This is a genomic window from Streptomyces sp. NPDC014734, assembly GCF_043083325.1.
Lineage (GTDB): Bacteria > Actinomycetota > Actinomycetes > Streptomycetales > Streptomycetaceae > Streptomyces.
Genome location: NZ_JBIBYN010000003.1, coordinates 320,775 through 340,105, shown reverse-complemented (window position 1 = coordinate 340,105; position 19,331 = coordinate 320,775). Strand labels below are relative to the sequence as shown.

17 protein-coding genes are annotated in these 19,331 nt (G+C 72.0%); 11 read left to right on the top strand and 6 right to left on the bottom strand.

From position 1 onward, the window contains the following. The first annotated feature begins 372 nt into the window (after positions 1–372). The 3 genes from ACF1CT_RS07975 to ACF1CT_RS07965 are packed head-to-tail and all read left to right on the top strand — an operon-like array spanning position 373 to position 3,388. A complete protein-coding gene (locus ACF1CT_RS07975; protein WP_391782906.1) occupies positions 373–1,446 on the top strand; it encodes a bifunctional DNA primase/polymerase in 1,074 nt (357 codons plus the stop codon). Further along, positions 1,443–2,984, top strand: coding sequence for a phage/plasmid primase, P4 family (locus tag ACF1CT_RS07970; RefSeq protein ID WP_391782905.1), 1,542 nt, complete (start codon positions 1,443–1,445; stop codon positions 2,982–2,984). The genes ACF1CT_RS07975 and ACF1CT_RS07970 overlap by 4 nt, the downstream gene beginning before the upstream one ends. Continuing rightward, positions 2,981–3,388: a DUF6009 family protein gene (locus tag ACF1CT_RS07965; protein WP_391782904.1), complete on the top strand. Its 408-nt coding sequence runs from the start codon at positions 2,981–2,983 to the stop codon at positions 3,386–3,388. The genes ACF1CT_RS07970 and ACF1CT_RS07965 overlap by 4 nt, the downstream gene beginning before the upstream one ends. 37 nt (positions 3,389–3,425) lie before the next feature. On the opposite strand, the gene ACF1CT_RS07960 is transcribed toward ACF1CT_RS07965, so the two are convergent. Then, positions 3,426–4,673, bottom strand: coding sequence for an MFS transporter (locus ACF1CT_RS07960; RefSeq protein ID WP_391782903.1), 1,248 nt, complete (start codon positions 4,671–4,673; stop codon positions 3,426–3,428). A gap of 148 nt (positions 4,674–4,821) precedes the next feature. On the opposite strand from ACF1CT_RS07960, the gene ACF1CT_RS07955 reads away from it, so the two are divergent. Next, entirely contained in the window at positions 4,822–5,343 is a 522-nt protein-coding gene (locus tag ACF1CT_RS07955) for a GNAT family N-acetyltransferase (RefSeq protein ID WP_391782902.1), read from the top strand. A 135-nt stretch (positions 5,344–5,478) separates the two neighbouring features. Here ACF1CT_RS07955 and ACF1CT_RS07950 read toward each other — a convergent pair whose 3' ends face one another. After that, positions 5,479–6,180, bottom strand: coding sequence for a FadR/GntR family transcriptional regulator (locus ACF1CT_RS07950; RefSeq protein WP_391782901.1), 702 nt, complete (start codon positions 6,178–6,180; stop codon positions 5,479–5,481). A gap of 93 nt (positions 6,181–6,273) precedes the next feature. Here ACF1CT_RS07950 and ACF1CT_RS07945 point away from each other — a divergent pair, with 93 nt between their 5' ends. The 6 genes from ACF1CT_RS07945 to ACF1CT_RS07920 all read left to right on the top strand — a co-directional run bounded on the left by ACF1CT_RS07945 (position 6,274) and on the right by ACF1CT_RS07920 (position 13,636). Next, on the top strand, positions 6,274–7,500 hold the full coding sequence (locus ACF1CT_RS07945; RefSeq protein WP_391782900.1) for an MFS transporter: 1,227 nt from the start codon (positions 6,274–6,276) through the stop codon (positions 7,498–7,500). Between the two features lie 908 nt (positions 7,501–8,408). Next, positions 8,409–9,509, top strand: a complete 1,101-nt coding sequence (locus ACF1CT_RS07940) for a bifunctional DNA primase/polymerase (RefSeq protein WP_391782899.1) — start codon at positions 8,409–8,411, stop codon at positions 9,507–9,509. Continuing rightward, entirely contained in the window at positions 9,506–11,077 is a 1,572-nt protein-coding gene (locus ACF1CT_RS07935) for a phage/plasmid primase, P4 family (RefSeq protein ID WP_391782898.1), read from the top strand. The genes ACF1CT_RS07940 and ACF1CT_RS07935 overlap by 4 nt, the downstream gene beginning before the upstream one ends. Positions 11,078–11,279: 202 nt before the next feature. Beyond that, positions 11,280–11,666, top strand: a complete 387-nt coding sequence (locus tag ACF1CT_RS07930; protein ID WP_391782897.1) for a DUF6009 family protein — start codon at positions 11,280–11,282, stop codon at positions 11,664–11,666. A gap of 422 nt (positions 11,667–12,088) precedes the next feature. Further along, the gene (locus ACF1CT_RS07925) at positions 12,089–12,565 is read left to right on the top strand and encodes a hypothetical protein (protein ID WP_391782896.1); all 477 of its coding nucleotides are present in this window, start codon (positions 12,089–12,091) and stop codon (positions 12,563–12,565) included. 612 nt (positions 12,566–13,177) lie between these two features. Further along, on the top strand, positions 13,178–13,636 hold the full coding sequence (locus ACF1CT_RS07920; protein ID WP_391782895.1) for a hypothetical protein: 459 nt from the start codon (positions 13,178–13,180) through the stop codon (positions 13,634–13,636). A 283-nt stretch (positions 13,637–13,919) separates the two neighbouring features. On the opposite strand, the gene ACF1CT_RS07915 is transcribed toward ACF1CT_RS07920, so the two are convergent. Then, positions 13,920–14,639 carry an MBL fold metallo-hydrolase gene (locus ACF1CT_RS07915; protein WP_391782894.1) on the bottom strand — a complete coding sequence of 240 codons (720 nt, stop codon included), beginning with the start codon at positions 14,637–14,639 and terminating at the stop codon, positions 13,920–13,922. 304 nt (positions 14,640–14,943) lie between these two features. Here ACF1CT_RS07915 and ACF1CT_RS07910 point away from each other — a divergent pair, with 304 nt between their 5' ends. Then, on the top strand, positions 14,944–16,263 hold the full coding sequence (locus ACF1CT_RS07910; RefSeq protein ID WP_391782893.1) for a hypothetical protein: 1,320 nt from the start codon (positions 14,944–14,946) through the stop codon (positions 16,261–16,263). 107 nt (positions 16,264–16,370) lie between these two features. On the opposite strand, the gene ACF1CT_RS07905 is transcribed toward ACF1CT_RS07910, so the two are convergent. The 3 genes from ACF1CT_RS07905 to ACF1CT_RS07895 are packed head-to-tail and all read right to left on the bottom strand — an operon-like array spanning position 16,371 to position 19,293. Continuing rightward, positions 16,371–17,330 carry an NAD-dependent epimerase/dehydratase family protein gene (locus ACF1CT_RS07905; protein ID WP_391782892.1) on the bottom strand — a complete coding sequence of 320 codons (960 nt, stop codon included), beginning with the start codon at positions 17,328–17,330 and terminating at the stop codon, positions 16,371–16,373. After that, the gene (locus tag ACF1CT_RS07900; protein WP_391782891.1) at positions 17,327–18,517 is read right to left on the bottom strand and encodes a cytochrome P450; all 1,191 of its coding nucleotides are present in this window, start codon (positions 18,515–18,517) and stop codon (positions 17,327–17,329) included. Before ACF1CT_RS07900 ends, ACF1CT_RS07905 begins: the two co-directional genes overlap by 4 nt. After that, the gene (locus ACF1CT_RS07895) at positions 18,514–19,293 is read right to left on the bottom strand and encodes a glycosyltransferase (RefSeq protein ID WP_391782890.1); all 780 of its coding nucleotides are present in this window, start codon (positions 19,291–19,293) and stop codon (positions 18,514–18,516) included. Before ACF1CT_RS07895 ends, ACF1CT_RS07900 begins: the two co-directional genes overlap by 4 nt. Positions 19,294–19,331: the final 38 nt, after the last annotated feature.

Below are 19,331 nucleotides of genomic sequence, written 5' to 3'. Positions count from 1 at the left end.
AAGACGGGCCAGTGCCCCGGCCTGTCCGGCGAACGCGCGTGCGGGCCCCCGTCCCTGGCTCGGCTTGTCGGGCACCCGCGCGGACAGCGCCGCCGCACATTTCGCCGACAGCCCCAAAGCCGTCCCGACTTCCCGCAGTTCCTGCCGCTCCCCGTCCGGCGCCGTTCCCGGGGCGGGGGAGTGCGGGGGGAGGTCCCCTGCCAGGTCACACCTCCGCTAGCCTGTGATCTCCACACTTGAGGACTTGAGGACTTGAGAACTTGAGTCGCTTCAGTCGCTGAACGGAGGAGCAATGCGTCCCCGCGAGAGTTATTCGTGCGGTGACCGCCGGGCTCGACTCCGTGCCCGGCGCCGTGACCAGCCGAAGGCCCCGTGAGCTTGGAACCGCGTACCCACCCGTCGTCGGCCGCCGTCGCCCGTTGGTGCGCGGCGGCCGGCTGGCCCGTGCATCCTCTGGCGCCCCTGCGGAAGACGCCGGCCGCGAGCTGCGCCTCCTGCAGGCGCCCCGGACACCGGGTCGACGGCTGCCCCTGTCTGGCAGGGGGCCGCTGGTGCCACGGTCTCCTCGCGGCCACCACGGATCCGGCGCTCGTGACGGCCTGGTGGGACCGGCATCCGGGCTTCGGCGTCGGGGTGTCCTGCGGCCCCGCGGGCCTGCTGGTCATCGATGTCGACGCGCACGGCCGGTCGCTGCCCGGACGTCATGAGGTCCTGCCGGGCATCGAGATACCCGAGACGGTGGAACTGACCGGGCTCAGCAACGGATTTCACTCGCTCGCGGTCCTCGCCGCGTTGCGCGGGCAGCCCGACCCGGCGCAGGACACGAACACGCTGAGGGTGCGCACCCCGTCGGGAGGGCTCCACATCTGGTACGACGCGGGCCCGGGCCACCGGCTGCGTTCCTCGGTCGGCGCGGGCGGACGGGGGCTCGCCTGGCAGGTCGACGTCCGGGCCGTGGGCGGCTACATCGTCGCTCCGGGCACCCGTACGGAGGCGGGGGTCTACGAACGCCTCGGAGAGTGCGTCACGCCCGCTCCGCCGCCCTCCTGGCTCTGCGACGAACTGGAACGCACCGGACACCGCGCGAAGCCGCAGGAGGCCCGTACACAGCTTCCCGCACGGCTCGATCCGGCTCTGGCCGCCGTCCTGTCGGCGGGATGGGGGAGCGCTGCCGCCCACCGGGCACTCGAATCCGTGCTGACTCCCGTCCTGGACTGCGCCACCACGGCGTCGGGCGCGGGCTTCAGCGACAAGCTCAACCGCGCCGCGTACACGGCGGGGGGCCTCTGCGCGGCCGGAGTCGTCGACGCGGGCCGCGCCCAGCGCATGCTCGCGGAGGTCGCGGAGCGGGTGAGACCGGGACAGCAACGGCGCTCGGCTCAGATCATCGACAGCGGTTTCACCGCGGGCCTGCGGCGCCCGCTCGTCCCGAAAGGCCGCTCGTGAGCTCACCGATCCAGGGGGTGTTCGACTTCGACGCGGCGGCGGTCGCCCAGCAGATCATCGCCCACTCCCGGGCGCACGGGACGGGAACTCCGCCGGGAGCGCCCCAAGGCCCGTACGCCGACGCCCCGTTCCGGGCCACTGCCCACGGGCTGGTCCTCGACTCGCTCTCCGACCGCGGTCTGGCGGAGGCGTTCGCGTACCTGTACGCCCGCGAGTACCGGCATGTGAACGGTCTCGGCTGGTACAAGTGGGACGCCTACCGCTGGGTGCCGGACGACCACGACCGCGTCGTGTGGGCCGCGGGGGACATGGCGAAGAAGCTTGCCAGGGTGGACGACGAGGAGGACTTCACCGCCTCCGAGATGAAGCGTGCGCGCGGCCGGGCCCTGTCCACCGCCGGGATCAAGGCGATGCTCGCGCAGGCCCAGGCCGCGGACGGGATGCTCCTGGACGCGGCGCTGCTCGACGCGGACCCGTACGCGCTGTGCACCCCCGGCGGCATCGTGGACCTGCGCACGGGGATCTCCACCACCCCCGACCCGTCGCGGCACCTGCACTCGCGGGCCACGTCGGTGGCGCCCCGGCAGATGCCCGTCCCGCAATGGGACCGTTTCCTGCGGGACACCTTCGGCGCCGACGCCGAGGGACTGGAGATGATCGATTTCCTGCACGTGCTGCTCGGATACTCGATCACGGGCGACGTCGGTGCCCAGGTGCTGGTCTTCCTCCACGGTCTCGGCAAGAACGGCAAGAGCGTCCTGCTGGACACCCTCGTCAAGCTCCTGGGTGACTACGCGGACGCCGCCCCGCCCGGCTTCCTCATGGCCAAGCCCTTCGACGGGCACCCCACCGATCTGGCCGAACTGCACGGCAGGCGCGTCATCGTCTGCAGCGAACTCAAGGCCGGGGACCGCTTCGACGAGGCAAGGGTGAAGCTGCTGACCGGTGGCGACCGGATCAAGGCCCGCCGCATGCGCCAGGACTTCTTCAGCTTCACCCCGACCCACAAGCTGTGGTTGCTCGGCAACCACAAACCGGAGGTCGGAACCGGCGGCTTCGCCTTCTGGCGGCGCATGCGACTCGTTCCTTTCGAGAAGGTCGTCCCCGATGACCAGAAGATCGACAATCTGGCGGATGTTCTCGTCAATGAGGAGGGGCCGGGCATCCTGGCCTGGCTGATCGACGGCGCCCGTCGGTATCTTGATGGCGAGAAAGACCTGTCGGGGCCGGAACGAGTCCGCCTGGCAACGGACGCCTACGCGGAGACCGAAGATCACTTGGGGCGTTTCCTGAAAGAGGCATGCGTCACGGAGCCCGGGCTCAGGGCCGAGCAGAAGACGCTCTATCTGGCCTACCAGAGCTGGTGCGACGGGGAACCCGAGGTCGCCAAGCCGGTCAGCTCCCGGACCTTCGCAGCCCGCGTACGGGAGGCCCTGGGTATGCGCTCACCGTCCGACATGGCAACCTCGAACTCCAGGAAGTACTACCCCGGCATCGGGCTGCTGGTGGAGGACGACGGCACGAAGGAGACAACGTGAGTGCCTTGATCGGGCCGGAGGACCTGACCCACGAGATCGACATCGTCTGGGTCGCGTCCGACATCGGCGAACTCGACTACGTCCGCCAAGCACTCGACCGCGTGCGCGGAAGACGGTCCGCGCCGCCCTTCCACCGCGACGGCCGTCTCGTCGGATACGCGGTCCTGGGCGACGACGCCAAGCCGTCGCGCGCCTCGGGGACGCACCTGCGGCGCGTCTTCTGGGTCGCGCCCCACGACCGGGACAGCGCACCGGAGGGGCTCTACAAGTTCGGTGCCCCCTCGGAGGCCGTGGACCCCAGGACCGTCGAAGCCCGTGTCGAGGGCTGCAAGACGGTCCGTTCCCAGGCGACCGAGTTGTCGGTGCTCCCGACCGACCGGGAAGTGGCGCTTCCTTCCGTGTGACCGTTGACCTGTCCCGCCCTCCGGGAAGCGGGACAGGTCAACGCTCGTCGGTCGCCTCGACGACGTTCGTCCCGGCGGGGCGCGCCCCGCCGGCCGCTGTTCCGGGGTCGGGGCGCCTCACGAGGGCGGGGGCCGCTGCCAGGGTCGCCAGCAGTGTTCCGGCCCCGGCCAGTTGCAGGGCCCCGGCACCGCCCAGAAGACCTGCGGCGGGGCCTCCCAGCGCTGTCCCCACGAGATTGGCGCCGTTGAGCACGGCCCCGGAGGAGGCGAAGGCCCGGCCCCGGACCTCGGGGGGCACCCGGTCGTGAACGAGGTTGCGGATGGCCAGGCCCTGCAGCGAGTTGGCGACCCCGGTGAGGACGAAGGCGACCAGGACGACGGGGAACACCGGCACGCGGGCGCTGGTGAACAGCGCGACCCCCATGAGGATGCCCGCGCCGACGAGGACACGCGGCTGTCGGGAGAGCGGAATCCGCGGGGCCAGCAGCAGCGAGGACAGCAGCATGCCGGTCGTGTGCGCCGTCACCAGCCATCCGTACCCGGCGTCCGAGGCGTGCAGATCGTCGCGGACGAAGAACACCCTGGCCACGCCCAGCACGGCGGTGAAGACGATCGCACAGGCCAGAGCGGCGATGGCCGTCCGCAGCAGCCGGTCCCCGACGAGAACGCCGACCCCTCGGCGGACCTGGGCGGCCCATCCCGCGTCACGGCCACCGGACGGCCCCCGGCCGCCCGGAACGGGCAGGAACAGGAAAACGGCGGCCACCACGGCGAAGGTCGCGGCGTCGACGAGCAGGGCGACGCGTTCGTCCGTCGCCGCGACGAGGAGCCCGGCGAGGGCGGGGCCCGCCACGTTGCCACCCGTGCGGAACGCCTCCAGCCGGGCGTACCCGCGCGCCGTGTGCCCGTCCCCGGTGAGCCGGGGCACGAGCAGTTGCAGCGCGGGCGAGGCAAGGGCCGTACCCGCCCCCAGCAGCACCAGCAGTCCGATCGTCGTCACCGCGTCCTCGACGACCGCCGTTCCCGTGGCCGCGAGAGCCTGCAGCGCCGCCACGGTCACGATCAGCCGTCGGCCGTCCACACGGTCCACCAGAGGACCGGCAAGCGGCCCCACCACCACCACGGGGATCACACCGGCGACGACGAGAGCCGCGATCATCGCTCCGGACCGCCCCTGGTCGTGGAAGCGCAGTGTCAGGGACACCACCGCCATCTGGTCGCCCATCGACGACAGCCCGTACGAGGCAGCCACCGCCCACAGGGACGCGTTGCGGTGTGGAAGCATCCGCAGATAGTGCCATCACGAGAACGGTCCTCGACCCACCGCCCAGGACTCGACCCACCGCCACGGACGCGGAACACCACCACGGACGCGGAACGGACCGCGTCATCCGGCCGGCCGGGGCAGGAGCGGCCCGTGCGAGGATCGCGAGATGAACGCTCTGCGCTTCCGTCCCGCCGCCGACGCCGACCTCGCCACTGTCGTACGCCTGCGCGACGACGCCGCGCGCTGGATGCTCGCCCAGGGGGTCACCGGCCAGTGGCTCCCCGGTGAGCTGGGCGTGGACCACTTCCGCCGGATCATGGAGAACGGGGAGGTGTGGCTCGCGAAGGCTGCCGATCGTGTGGTCGGGGCCTGGGAGCTGTGGTGGGAGGACGAGGAGGCCTGGGGGGCGCAGCCGCCGACGGCCGGTTATGTGCACCGGCTGATGGTGGATCACAGCGGTGTTCCGGCCGGGACGGGACGGAAGCTTCTGCGGATGGCGGAACGCCGCGTGGCAGAGGCGGGCCGGTCGTTGGTACGTCTGGACTGTCTGGCCGACAACGCGCCGCTGAACGCGTACTACCTCGACGCCGGCTATCGGATCGTCGGACGCAAGGAGGGCAAGCCGCAGCCGGGCGGTGCGCCCAAGTCGTTCACCCTTCTCGAAAAGCCGCTGGAGGACAGTCCTTAGGGCCGTTCCCGTCCGACCGCGACGAGTGCGGGCACGGCCCTAAGGACTGTCCTGGGGGCGCAGTTCCGGGGAGTCCGCTCGGCCGCGTGGGCGGCGGTTCTCACCGCTGCTGCCATGTTCCGTGGTCGCTCGCCCTCAGCTACGGGCGACCGGGGGCGCCGGAGGGGCGCCACGCCAGTCGTCGGTGGCGTCGATGTTGGAGAGGGCGCTGCGGGCGGCGCGCGTGGCATCGCCCGCACGGAGCGCGTCGAGGAGGTCCTCGTGCCCCCGGGGGTCCGCGCCGTTGAAGCCGTGCTCGTCCCAGTGGGTGGTCATCGAACGGCGCAGAGCCGGGCCGAGGGCCGTGTAGAGGTTGTCCATCAGGGTATTGCCGCTGCCGGCGGCGATGCCCTGATGGAAGGCGTAGTCGGCCTCGATCCAGGCGTCGCGGTCCCGGTCCTGCCAGGCGGTGGAACGCCGTGCGAGCAGATCGCCGAGGCGGGTGAGTTCCTCGGGGGAGACCCGGACGGCGGCCAGGCGGGCGGCCTGGGCGTCCAGCGCCTGACGGACCTCCAGGACATCGCCCAGTTCGCTGTCGAGGCGCTGGATGGCGCCGGACAGTTCGCTGGTGGCACACACATAGGTGCCGTCGCCCTGCCGGGCCCGGAGAAGGCCCGCGTGGATGAGGGCGCGGGTCGCCTCGCGCAGGGTCCCCCGGGCGATCCCGAGCTGCTCGATGAGTGCGGTCTCGGTCGGGATACGGCTTCCCACCGGCCATCTCCCCGAGGTGATCTCGGCACGCAGTCGCTGGATGACGTCGTCGACAAGTACCGAACGGCGTGCGGAGGCGAGAGTCACGGCGGTCCTTTCCGACGGGGCGGAGGAGTGCCCCGCCCCCATCCTAGCCTTAAAGATTGGACGTTAAAGGTCAGACGTTTTATGTTTGCCGCCATGTTGTCGATCCTCCGTTCCACCACACGTCCCGCCGCCTCCGGGCGCTCGGCCGTCTCCATGTCCCGGGCCGTCTGGCCGGCCGCTGCGGGCATCGTGCTGATCGCCTTCAACCTGCGGCTGGCCATCAGCAGCGCGGCGGCACTGCTGGAACAGCTCCGGGCCCAGCTGGGCTACGGCCCGCTGGTCGCGTCCCTGGTACCTGCCCTGCCCGCCCTGTGCTTCGCTGTCGTGGGCGCGACCAGCGCCCTGCTGGCGCGTCGTCTGGGCACCGAGCCGGCGGTCCTCCTGGCGCTGCTGGTGCTCTGCGCCGGACTCGCCGTCAGGGCCGTGCCCCAGACCTGGGCGCTGCTGGTCGGCACCCTGCTGGGCTCCGCGGGGCTGGCTCTGTGCAACGTGCTGTTGCCCGCCGTGGTCAGGACACACTTTCCGGACCGGGTCGCGCTGCTGACCGGTGTGTACACCACCGTGATGGCGCTCGGCTCGGCCTTCGCCGCGGCGGCGGCCGTGCCCGTCGCCGACGTCATGGGGCAGCCGTCCCTGGGGCTCGCCGCCTGGACCCTGCCCGCGGTGGCCGCGCTCCTGGTCTGGGGGCTGCGGGCGGGGGCCTGGAAGGGCGCGGCACCTCGAACCGGCGGTGGGGCGGTCTCGGCCCGGGCCATCGGGCGGACCCGTTTCGGACTCCTGGTGACCGCGGTCTTCGCCCTGCAGTCCCTCAACAGCTACGCGGTCATCGGCTGGCTCCCGACCGTCCTGACCGACCACGGAATGAGTTCCGACCGGGCCGGCTTCATGCTGGGCCTTGCCCTGTTCGTCGGAGTGCCCTCCACGTTCGTCCTCATGCCGCTCACCCGGACCGCGGCACGGCTCCGGCTGGCCTTCTGCATCGTCGGCATCTCATTGATCGCCGGGTACCTGGGCCTGCTGGGCGCGCCCACGGCCCTGCCCGTGCTCTGGGCCGTGCTGACCGGCCTCGGGCTGGGGGCCTTCCCGCTGATCCTCGCCGTCATCGGGACGAGCGGCCGGAGCCCCCAGGAGACCGCGGCACTGTCCACCTTCTCCCAGAGCACCGGATATCTCCTGGCCTCGGCCGGACCCTTCGGCGTCGGCCTGGTGCGCTCCGCCACCGGATCCTGGACCGCGCCCCTCGTCCTCCTGCTCGGGCTCGCGGCCCTTCAACTGCTCGTCGGACTCTCCCTGACCTCGTCGCGGGCGGTCCGCGACTGACCACGCCGAGACGGACGGACCGGGGGGTCGGGGCGGAGCCGGGCGAGCGGCCGGGGGAAAAGAAACCCGAGCCGCGGCGGGCTCGGGGGAACCCGCGCGGCGGACCCTCGGGGGCGCGCGGGCGAGGGACGGAGCGGCGGAGACCTGCGGCAGGCGGCTTCACCGGGAAAAACGATCCTGACCAGGGCGGCCCCTCACCGAACGTAACCCGCGCGTCCGGGCTGGCGGCCGGCGAGGGACGGAGGGCTGTCCAGTGACTCAGACCCTCTTCGGTCCCTGCCCTTCAGTCCCTGATAAAAGCCCAGGTCAGAGCGTTATTACCCCCTAAAACAGGGACTGAAGGGACTCAAAATCGTAGTTATAAGCCCACTACGTGCGTGCGCGTATGTGCACGCGTACATCTTGTCTTACTCATTACGTAGCTGGCTCATAATTGCGGATTTGAGTCCCTTCAGTCCCTGTCGAGCTACTGAAACATGCTCTGACCTGCGGATATGGCAAGGGACTGAAGGCAGGGACCAAGGGTCCCCGGTCCGTCCCTCGGTCCCTCGCTTCGGTCCCTGAGGCGCGGACGCCCTGCCGTGAGCGCCGTACTTTCCCCCGTCTCGGGGACTCCCAGCGCCCCTCGGGTCAACCTGGCGCCCGCCGCGTCACCTTCAAAAAAACGGTATATACATCCATTTTTTCAGGCGTTTTGAGGTGTCGAGGAGGGTCCGAAGGGACTCAAGGGACTGAGAATCGGATAACGGCGCGCGGGCGAGATGACGGGACCGACAACGGGTAAGTGCCTACACTCATTCCGAATGACAGTCCCTTCAGTCCCTGATGACGGGGTCCGAAAACCCTGTGACCAGCGGTGCAGGGGCAGGGACTGAAGCTTTTACGACCGGACTGACAAGGACGACTGCGTGCGGCGCCACGGTGAGACGACCCCCGGAGCTCCCGCTGTCCGGCATGTCCCGTCGCTCTCCGTCGCCCGCTGGTGCGCGGAGAACGGCTGGCCCGTCCACCCGCTGGCCCCTGGCCGGAAGACCCCCGCCGGGAACTGCCCGGACTGCAGGGACCGGCCCCACGACCCCCGCACCTGCCCCTGCCTCCCCGCGGGCAGGCCCTGCCACGGCTTCCATGCCGGAACCACCGACCCCCGGCGCATTGAGGAGTGGTGGACCGACAGCCCCCGATCCGGTGTGGGGGTGGCCTGTGGCCCGGCGGACCTGGTGGTCATCGACATCGACGCGCACAGCGCCCCGGTCCCCGACCGGAGTCGCCTGCTCCCGGGCATCCCGATCCACGAGTCCGTCAATCTCGCCGGCCTGGCCTCGGGGTTCGACACGATGGCGCTGCTCGCCGCCTTCCGGGGGCAGAGCGACCCCGCCGAGGACGAGAACACACTGCGGGTGCGCACCCCCTCGGGCGGTCTCCACATCTGGTACCGGAACCCCGACCCCCGGACCCGATACCGTTCCTCGGCAGGTTCCAGCCCCAAGGTCGCCCTCGCCTGGCAGGTCGACGTGCGGGCCGAGGGCGGCTACATCGTCGCCCCGACGACCAGGACCTCCCAGGGCCGCTACGAGGCCCTCGGGGCCGCCCGCCTGCCCGCGCCCCTCCCCGGCTGGCTCGCGGCCGAACTCGCCCGCACCGGGCATGTGGTGGCCCCGAGGCCCCTCGGCCCGTCCAGGCCCCGTCCAGGCCCCGCGGGCGTTCCCCCGGCGCGGCGGGGGCGGCGCCCGAAGTCCGCGCACAGAGTCCTGGCCCCGCTCCTCGCGGAGGTGGGCCGCTGCGCGGCGACGGCGGAAGGGGTGGGCTTCACCGAGAAACTGAACCGGGCAGCGTTCACCGCGGGCGGCCTCGCCGCCGCGGGCCACCTCCGCGAGGACGAGGTCCGCGACCTTCTCGCCGCCGCCGCGCACGAGGCCCGCCCCTGGCAGGAAGCCCGTAACCAGAAGATCATCCACGACGGTCTCGCAGCCGGGGCCGCCCGACCGCTCCACCCCGAAGGACGTTCATGAGCAGTGCCGAGAGCGCGCGCTTCGACGCCACTGCCGCCGCCCAGCAGATGCTCGACCTCGAAGCCCGGGATCCCGCTCCGGCCCCGGAGGCGTCCGCGCCCCCTGCGGCGGCCCTGCCGTCACAGACCGTTCCCGAGGCATCGGGGTCTCCCGCGGTCGCGTCCCAGGCGGCCTGGCCGCCCCCCGGGCAGCTTCCGGGCACCCTGACCGACCGCGGGAACGCGAAACTCTTCGCCCGCCTCTACCGCGACCAGTTCCGGCACGTGGAGGGCCTCGGCTGGTACTCCTGGGACGGCTACCGGTGGAAGCGGTCGGGAGGCGAGAAGGCCGCCCTGTGGGCGGCGGGGGAAATGGCCGAGGAGATGCCGGACACGGACCCCCGCGGCCTCTTCGGCGACCGGGAAGTGCGTCTTCACAAGAAGCGCACCCTGTCGACCACCGGCATGAAGGCCATGCTCACCCAGGCCAAGGCGTCACCGGACCTCTCCGTCGACCCGGACACCCTCGACGGCGACCCCTACGCCCTGTGCACGCCCGAAGGCATCGTCGACCTCAGGACCGGTCGGCTCCGCAAGCCCGACCCGACCCGCGACTTCCACTCCCGCGCCACCAGCGTCGGACCCCGGCACATGCCCACCCCCCGGTGGCACCGGTTCCTGGCGGACACCTTCGGCGGAGACGCCGAGGGCCAGGAAATGATCGACTTCCTGCACCTGCTGCTCGGTTACTCCATCACCGGGGACGTCGGCGCGCAGGTTCTCCCCTTCCTGCACGGTCAGGGCAAGAACGGCAAGTCCGTCCTTCTCGACGTGATGATCCAGATCCTCGGCGACTACGCCGATGCCGCCCCGCCCGGCTTCCTCATGGACCGCGGCGCGTTCTCCGAGCACTCCACGGAGCTCACCGAACTGCACGGCCGCCGTCTGATCGTCTGCAGCGAACTCAAGCCGAACGACCGCTTCGACGAAGCCCGGGTCCGCCTCCTCACCGGCGGGGACAAGATCAAGGCCCGCCGGATGCGGCAGGATTACTTCTCCTTCACCCCCACCCACCACCTGTGGCTGCTGGGCAACCATCGGCCCGAGGTGTCGACCGGTGGCTTCGCGTTCTGGCGCCGTATCCGCCTGCTGCCCTTCGAACGGATCGTTCCCGATGAACGGAAGATCGACAATCTCGCCGTCGAACTCGTCGTCGACGAGGGTCCCGGAATCCTGCACTGGCTCACCGAAGGTGCCCGCCGCTACCTCGCAACCCGCGACACCCTCGCCGGCCCGGACCGGGTCCGCATCGCCACCAGCGCCTACGCCAATACCGAGGACCACATCGGCCGCTTCCTCACCGAGTGCTGCGTCCACGACCCCGAGAAGCCGGAACTCCGCGTGGAACAGGGCCTGCTCTACGCCTCCTACAGCACCTGGTGCACCACCAGCGAGGGCATCCGGCCCGCCACGGCCCGCACCTTCGCCACCCGGGTCCGACAGGAGGTCGGCCTCGCCTCGCCCGCCGACATGATCAAATCCAACGGCCGCAAGTTCTACCCCAACCTCGCCCTGGTAGCCGAACAGTGAACAACATCCCCACCCACCAGCCGGCCCCCACCGTGCGGCGCCGCCCTCTGCACCCGCACCGTCGGCCCCTCTACGATGGGGGCACGGCCCACCGGGCACACACCCCCGTACGGGGATCGGAGCGGCCCCCGCAGCGGGACAGCGGCACACCATTCAGGCACCACCCGGACCGGTGCACGCGGACGAAGGAGAGGTCGTGGCCATGAGCTCGCTACTGACCGATGGCGACCTCACCCACGAAGCCCACGTGGTGTGGCTGGAAGACACCGAGCACCTCGACTACGTCCGTCAGGCCCTGGACAAGACCCCCCGCCGGCGCAGCAAGCCCCGTTACGCCCGCGACGGCCGCATGATCGGGTACGTCGAACTCGACGCCGCCGCCGAAGCGGATCCGGACAGCGGCCTCTACCGCCGTCGGGTGTTCTTCCTCCTGCCCCACGACCGCGACTCCGACCCCGACGGCGTCTACCGGCAGGGCGCACCCGGCGAAGCCGTCGACCCGAGGACCATCCAGCCCAACAAGGCCGGTGAGAAGACTCCGCGTTCACAGCGGGGGACCGAGACCTCCACGGCACCGGCGGGTTCCTAAGGGCTGTCCGGCACTCCCTGGCGGGCGCCCGACGACGGCTGCGGCACCTCGCGGCGTTGCCGGAACATCCGCATACATCCCGTATGCGCATGTCCCGCCTTGCGATGCACCGCATCCGACGCCGCGCACTGATCCACCACGGGTTACGGGACAGCCCTTAGCCGGTTCGGAAGGATTCCCTGGCCGGTTCGGAGGGATTCCATGAAGGAAATTCATGCGATAGTCCTACCGAATGGTCCGGCGGAGTCCCGGGCGGAGGGCTCCTCACGGGGCGGCTGCTCCGCTGATATGGATTTCGTTAATTCCCAACAATTCTGAATGCTTGCCGAATCTCCGCGAATGGTTTTCCCTGTGGAGATGTGTGGGAGTTTCATGGCGTGGCCCGGAAAACAGGGCCGCGCCATTCTTGTGAAGGGAAACAGATGAAACTCCGCACCTTCCCGTCTCTCGCCGTCGCGACCGCGGTCCTGGCGGTCGGTGGAATGCTGGCGGGTTCCGCGCAGGCATCCGGTTCCGTCCCGGACACCGCCCACCGCGGCCACACCTCCGCCGCGCGCCCGACGGCCGACACACTGATCTACCCGAGGGCGACGCTGCAGAAGAACCAGGCCTGGACCTCGGGCAACGGCCGGGCCATCCTGAGGGTGCAGGAGGACGGCAACTTCGTTCTCTACAAGGACAACCGGCCGGTGTGGCAGGCGCCCGGCGCGTACCCCAACGGCGACCACGCCGTCATGCAGGAGGACGGGAACTTCGTCCTGTACAACCGCGGCGGTCAGCCGCTCTGGGCCTCCGGCACCTGGCACAAGGGCGCGTACCTCGCCATCCAGGACGACGGAAACGTGGTCGTCTACGACAAGGACAGGCGCCCGGTGTGGGCCACCAATACCGGCGACTGACCTTTCGCTGACATCGGGGTGACAGCAGTACTACGGGGCACCTCGCGGTGACTCGCCACGGCATCGGATCTGCTGACATCACAGGTCCGGTGCCCTTTTTCGCTATCGGTTCCCCGGAACCCGGTGGGACGTCCGCGATGCGCGGCGCGCGTTCCGCGCGGTGGAGGCGTGCGCCTCATGGCCGAGGGCTGTTCCCCCAAGAGGCGCGAACGGCGCGGCGGCCTCCGCGGAGAATCCGAGCGCACCTGCATGACCGGGGCACTCAACCGCGACCGGGCCGTGGACCGCTACCGGGAAGACCGCGGCCCGTACGCGGGCGCTCCCGTCGAGCGGCCTCCCCGAGGGCGGTCCGCAATCCGTGGTGGACCAGTGCGCGGCCCCGCATGCCACCGCCCCGGCCGCCCCGGGGCGGCGTGCGGGGGAGGGCGCCCGGAGCGGAATGAAATTGGCCGTAGCATGTCAAAAATCATGGTGATGTGCCTTGTTGTCTCAAGGGGGGCGTGCCTCAATGGGGAAGTCATATCGCTGACGGTGCGTCAGGGATATGTGACGGTCCGGCGCCGCACGGCGATCCGGCGCCGGCAATCCCCCCACACGAAAGGCCAAACCATCATGAGGCATGGCATACGGCGGATCGGCATCTGTTCCGCCCTCGCCGCGGGCACGCTCGCACTGGCCCCCACCGCCGAAGCGGTCAGCCCCACCACGGCCACCGTTTCCTTCGACTGCGGCCTGTACGGTTCCGGCAGCGCGACCCTCACAGCGACCCAGAGCGGTACGGCCGCGACGATCGAACTCTCGACCTCCGCCATCACCGCCCCGATCAACGTCGGGGCGAACTCGGTGAAATCGACACTCACCCTCACCAAGAACGGCTCCGGTTCGGTGGCGTTCACCGGCAACGCCAACCCGGCCATCCCGGCCGGTGGCGCCGTGTCCACGGGCCCGCTCAACGGCACCGTGGCCTCGGGGGACAGCCTGGAGGCGGCATCCCTCAAGGTCGTGGTCCTTGGCATCACCGCGACCTGCAACGCCACATCCGCCCAGACACCCGGACCGTTCGTCTTCTGAGCCACTGCCCGAGCCGCTCCCGAGCGGCCGGGCGAAGCGACCCGGCGGGGCCGCCCGTTCCCGGACGGGTGACACCGCCGGGACGATCCGGCCGACCGAACCGACCGCCTCCGGCGCGTCAGTCGACACGGACCCGGGCCCGGGTCCGGACCCGGTACGGGACGATCGTCCCGTACCGGGTACCGCCGCGGCGCGTCGGAACGTCCGTGTACCAGCACGCCACGTCACGCAGTGGAGGTGCACGTCGGCACCCCGCGGCCGTCGTGCTACGACGGTCCCCGGCTCACACCCAGTCGTCCTCGGGGGTCGCCGTCCGGAGCACCGCGCTCGCGTTCTCCGTCAGCGGCAGGCCGTGGGGCACGCACACCGTCTCCACGTCCAGCGCGGCCAGTCGCCGGAAGGAGGCGATGGCCCGGCGCCGATCCACGTTGAACGGACCGAGGATCGCCCGGCCGTCCGCGGTGGCGATGTTGTCACCGGGGAACAGCACGCCGCTGGAGGTGAGATGGAGCGCGATGCTTCCCGGGGTGTGGCCCGGGACGTGCAGGACCCGGACGGGCTCGCCCCAGCCGTCGAGGGTGTCGCCGTCATTCAGCTCGATGTCCACCGGCACGTGTTTCAGAGGGGGCACGTCCGCGTCGGCGAGCCCCGCCATGACCTGTTCGTGGAGTGTGTGCTCCGCGGCCGTGTGGGCGGCCACCGGCTCCGGTGCGGTGCCGCGGACGAACGGGGCGTCCAGCGCCCCGGCCAGGACCCGGGCGCCCGTGGCCGCGACCAGGTCCGCCGCCGCACCCATGTGATCGAGATGGGAATGGGTGAGGACGATCTGCCGCACCTCCTCGGGACGGTGCCCGAGCCGGTCGAGAGCGTCCAGCACCGCCGGGGCGGACCCCGGTACACCGGTGTCGACCAGGGCGCATCCGTCGGGCAGACGTATCAGGTGGACGTGACCGACGGGGAACCGCAACTGCCAGACGGCGGGGGTGATCCGAACGATTTCCATGGCGTCACGCTATGGCGCGACCAGTGCGGGACCGGCCGGATTGCGCTGCGGGTGAATTATGCGCAGCGAGAACGGGAGAAGGAGAGAAGGAGAGAAGGGGCCGAACGCCCCGCCCCGTCGTCGGCCGGATAGGAAGTCCCCGGGAACGGGACCGTTCCGTGTGTTCGGGAAGCCGAAACCGCCGATCACTGCGCGGGAGGCGAATCCACACCCATCATGACAGGTCAGAGGCCCTTTGCGTAGGACGAACGGCACAGGTCGCCAGGCTTGTCCGGCCTTTTCCGGGGCGCCCAGAATCTCCGTCATGGATCACTCGGAGAAAATCGAGAAAATCGATCAGGACGACATCGTGCGGGCGCGGAACGTACTGCTCGCGTCGGGACGGCGTACTCCGTGGGAGGAGGTCGACGCCTACCGGGTGCTCGCGCGGGTCGGCCCCGCCTCCTACCTGCCCCGCCTTGCCGTGGCCCTGCGACGCCTGAGTCACGACCCCGCCTACGGCGAACGGCATGAGGACCGCCTCGCGCTGTGCGAGGAGGCGGTGGCCGCGGCGCGGGCCATCGACCCGGCCGAACCCACCCGTGCGGACTACCTGTTCGAGGCACTCGACGCGTGCCAGAGAGAGCAGTACGCCCTGGGGCGGCGCGCCGAAGGACTTGCCATGCGTGCCGAGATGCTCGCCATCGGCCGTGCGCAGGCCGCACGCGCCGGAACCACCGCGATCAAGGGGCTGAGCGGCTGGGCCGCCGGTCTCTCCGAGGAGGGCCGTCATGCCGAGGCTGCCGACGCCCTGACCGAACTGGTCGCCGCGCTTCTCCCCGACGGGCCCGTCTGCGGGGGACTCGCCTGGTCGCTCCTGGAGTGGATCGCCGCGCTGGACGGCGCCGGCCGGGCCGACGAAGCGCTCGCCGCGTTCCAAACGCTCGTCGACATGGAAGCGGACGAGGCCAGGAACGACCGCGGTTCGATGGCCTGCCATCTCCACTCGCTGATCGGGTACGCGCGGATGCTCGACAGCCACGACCGTGCCGAGCGGGCGGCCGCCGTACGACAGGAGGCACTCGCCCTGCTGGCGGAACTGGCCTCCACCGGGGAGTGCAGGACCTGGAGCGGCTATCAGAGATCCTTCTGGGGCGCCCTGCTGTCCCTCTCCGGCGCCGACGGCGGGCGGCCGTCGCCCGGTACGCCGCACCCGCCTTCGGGGACGACGCCCCAGGACTGGTCCCCCGATGCGCGGCGGCGCTACGTCGACAGCCTCGGCACGCTGCGCGAGGAGGTGGACGCCCTTGCCCCGCGAGCGGCCGAGGACCCGGACCGGCATCTCGCCGAACTGGTCCGACTGCACCGGGCCCTGACCGTCCGTTCCGCGGTCTGGGGCGAATTCCGCGGCTGCTTCTTCGAGGAGCGTGTGCGTCCCCTGTTCGACGACGGGGTGGGCCTGGCCCGCCGACTGTGCGAGCGCCACCCGGCAGGCGGGTCCCGAACACTTGCCGAGGCCCTGATCGACCGGTCGGCCTTCCGCGTCGCCGTCGGAGAGTTCGGATCCGCCCTCGACGATTTCCGCCGGGCACTGGACCATCTCGTGCCGCAACAGCAGACAAGGGCACCGGGCGAGACCGGCTGAACCGTCCGGCGACGCGGACACGTGGGGGAGGAGCGTCACCGTGATGCCCGGTCGCCCTCCGGGCCCCGGAGCGGCCCTTCCCCGCGGTGGCCGGGCCATCGGACGGTTCAGCCGTCCGGCAGGTGCCCGGCGGCCGACGGCGGAACGGTCCGGCCGCGGGCGCGGGCCACGTCCGCGGTGTAGTCGCGCAGGTTCCGTGAGGGCACCCAGCCCTGTCCCACGGCCCTGGAGACATCGAGCACGACGGTGCGGGCGAGCTGGTCCACGGCGTACCGGGTGAGCGGCGGTCCGACGTGCGGCCGCAACCGGCCCAGCGCCTCGCCCGCGACGGCCGCACCCCGGGCCGCGGCGAGCGGCAGATGGCGGACGCGCGCCGCCACCCCGTGGGCGCGCAGTACCTCCCGCACTGCCGCGTCGCGCCGGTAGGCGACCCGGTCGGCGATGTTGTACGCGCCGGGCGCCCAGCCGGAGGCGGCGAGGCAGGCGTCGGCGAGGTTCTCCACCGCCGTCAGACTCAGGTCCACGTCGTCCCCCGGCAGGAACAGCTGCCCCGCGCGGACCCGGGCCAGGACGCGGGGCACCAGATGGGGATCGCCACGACCGTAGACGGCCCGCGGGCGCAGCACCACCGCGCCCGCGGCGAGCGCGAGGGCCTCGCCCGCCGCCTTGGTGCGCCCGTACGCGTTGAGTTGCCCGTGGACGGGATGGTCCTCGCGGATCCGGTCGCGCCCGGGGCCCGGGGCGTACACGCTCGCACTGCTCACCCACACCACCGGTCGGCCCGCCGCGGCCTCCAGCAGCCGGGCCGTGCCGTCGACGTTGACAGCACGCATCCCCGCCTCGGCCGCCGAGCCCGGGACGGGGTCGCCGACGGCCGCCGCGCAGTGCACCACGACATCGGCGCCCCGCAGGTCGGGGGCGTGCGACGCGGCGTCCCAGGGGACATGACGGCCCACCGGGCCCGGTCGGCGGCCCACGCACAGGACATCGGCCCCGCGTGCGGCTGCGAGGGCGGCCACGTGCGCTCCGCAGAAGCCGCTCGCCCCGGTCACCGCGATCGTCGTCATCGCCCCTCCCCGGTGGTCACGGCGCGTACGGCGAGGGCCCGCCAGCCCGGCAGGGCGGCCCGCCGGTCCACGCGGGCCCGCACCACGACCGGCCGGTGCGGTGCGAGCGCGGCCAGGAGGTCGTCGAGCTGGGCGCGTGCGAGCCGGGCGCCGGGGCAGGCGTGCGGCCCCGCCCCGAAGACGAGCTGGGACACGGCGGGCGCCACCGGCCGTTCGGCGTCGGGCGGGATGTCGTGGGCACCGGCCGCGTGCCGGGCGACCAGGATCAGCCGGTCCCCGGCCCGTACCGGACGGCCGCCGGCCGTCGCGTCGGCGGCGGCGACCCGCGGCAGCAGCGGCGACGGCGCGGTGACCCGCAACAGTTCGGTGACCAGCGCCGGTCTCAGCCGGTCGTCGGCCGCCTGGTCCCACAGCCCCGCGTCGGCGCACCGGGCGACGGCCCGGGGCAGCGCCGCCACGGTGGTGTTGACGGCGGCGACGGCGAGCATGGCCCGCAGGCCCCCGTCCGCGTCGTAGCCGTTCACATCGCCCCTGTCCGTGTCGCCCCCGTCCGCGTCGTAGCCGTTCGCGCTGTCCCCGTTCGCGGCGAGCAGGGCTTCCAGACGGGCGGCGGCGGCAGCGGCGGCCCGGGCGCTCCCCGGGCGGCGGAGCCCGGGCAGATGGCCGCGCACGGCGGCGGCAGCGGCGTCGCCCGCCGCCGCGGCGAGCGCCGCCGGATCGGTACCGGGACCGGTACCGAGCAGGGCGCACACGGTCGCCCCGGCCAACTCCCGGGCCGCGGGCACCAGATCGACCGGGCGGCCCCCGTCCAGCGGCGCGAGGTGCCGGTCCATGACCGCGCGCCACACCGGGCGCAGTCGTTCCGTGCCCGCCGCGCCCAGCCCCTCCGCGACCGTGCGGCGGGCGTCACGGTGCCGGTCGCCCTCCTCGTCGAACAGCAGCCCCGCGCCGGACAGTTGGCGGGCCGCGCCGCCGGTGGTGCCCGCCGCCGTACGGTCCAGCGGCACCCGGGTGAGTATCCGGCGGTACGCGTCGGTGCCGTGCACCAGCACCGTCCCGCCGAGGCGCACGGACGGCCGGTGCCGCGTCGCGGCGAGCAGCGCGAACAGGACGGGGTGCGACCGGTTGTAGACACGGCGGTCCCGGCGGCGGGCCCGCTCCTCGGCGGTGGGCGGTCGGAGTGTCAACGGACGTGCACCTCACGGTCGTCGGCGGGCAGGTAGCGGCGGTCCCAGTACCACAGCAGGGTCCGCCGGGCGCCCCAGGCCCGCAGCCGGCGGAGGCTGGCCCGGACCACCAGGCGTTCGGACCGGACGATCCGGTGGCTGTGCTCCCGGGCCCGGTTGAGCAGCTCGACGTCGTCCGAGGAATCGCGCAGCGGCAGCCGGGGCGCGCCTCCGCAACGGACGTACAGGTCGGCGGTGATGGCCAGGTTGTGGCCGTGGCACAGGACGTAGGGGGCGCGGTAGCGGGGATGGCGGTGCGCGCCGCGGTACCGGCCGTACAGCGAGGTGAGCCTGACCAGCGCGGGCAGCAGGTGTCGTTCGGCGAACGACGGGGATTCGTCGCGGCGGGGCACACTGCGTCCGCAGACCATCTCGGCTCCCCGCGCGAACTCGGCCCGCGCGGTCGCGATCCAGTCGGGCGCCGGGAGGCAGTCGGCGTCGGTCCGTACCAGCAGGGCCGCGCCGTGCGCGACGGCGAAGCGGAAACCGGTGTCGGCGGCGGCGCCCGGTCCGGGTTCCGCCTCGTCGACGACGTGCACCGGGAACGGCGCGGTCGCGGCGAACCGGCGGACGACGGCCGCGGTGCCGTCGGTGGAGGCGTTGTCGACGACGACCAGGGTGAAGCCGGTGTCGCTCTGGGCGGCGAGGGCAGTGAGGGTGGCGCCGATGGAACGTTCCTCGTCGTACGCCGGGATCACGGCCCACAGCGGTTGCCGCGGCGGTGGACCGGGGCTCATCGGGTCCCTTCCGGTCGTGGGTCGGTGCGGGCGGCGCC